The organism is Treponema sp. R6D11 (genome assembly GCF_054786075.1).
In genome coordinates, this window is the sequence record NZ_BDHD01001514.1 from 1 (window position 1) to 226 (window position 226).

Below are 226 nucleotides of genomic sequence, written 5' to 3' on the forward strand. Positions count from 1 at the left end.
ACGCAAACAGCCAAATCTATTGGGTTCCCGAACACATCAAAGAAGGCAGATTCGGAAAATGGCTGGAAGGCGCCCGTGATTGGGCAATCAGCCGAAGCCGCTATTGGGGCAACCCGCTACCAATCTGGCGATGCCCCGACTGCGGAAAAACAATCTGCGTAGGAAGCCGCGCCGAGTGTTAGGGCGAGGTTTGAAGGCAACGTCCAGGGAGTTGTTGTCCATGCGA

The 226-nt window shown here is 55.8% G+C and carries 1 pseudogene; it reads left to right on the forward strand.

Going from position 1 to position 226, the window contains the following annotated elements:
* Positions 1-176 (forward strand): annotated as a pseudogene (locus ACYVTD_RS19230) (class I tRNA ligase family protein); the annotation flags it as partial.
* Positions 177-226: the final 50 nt, after the last annotated feature.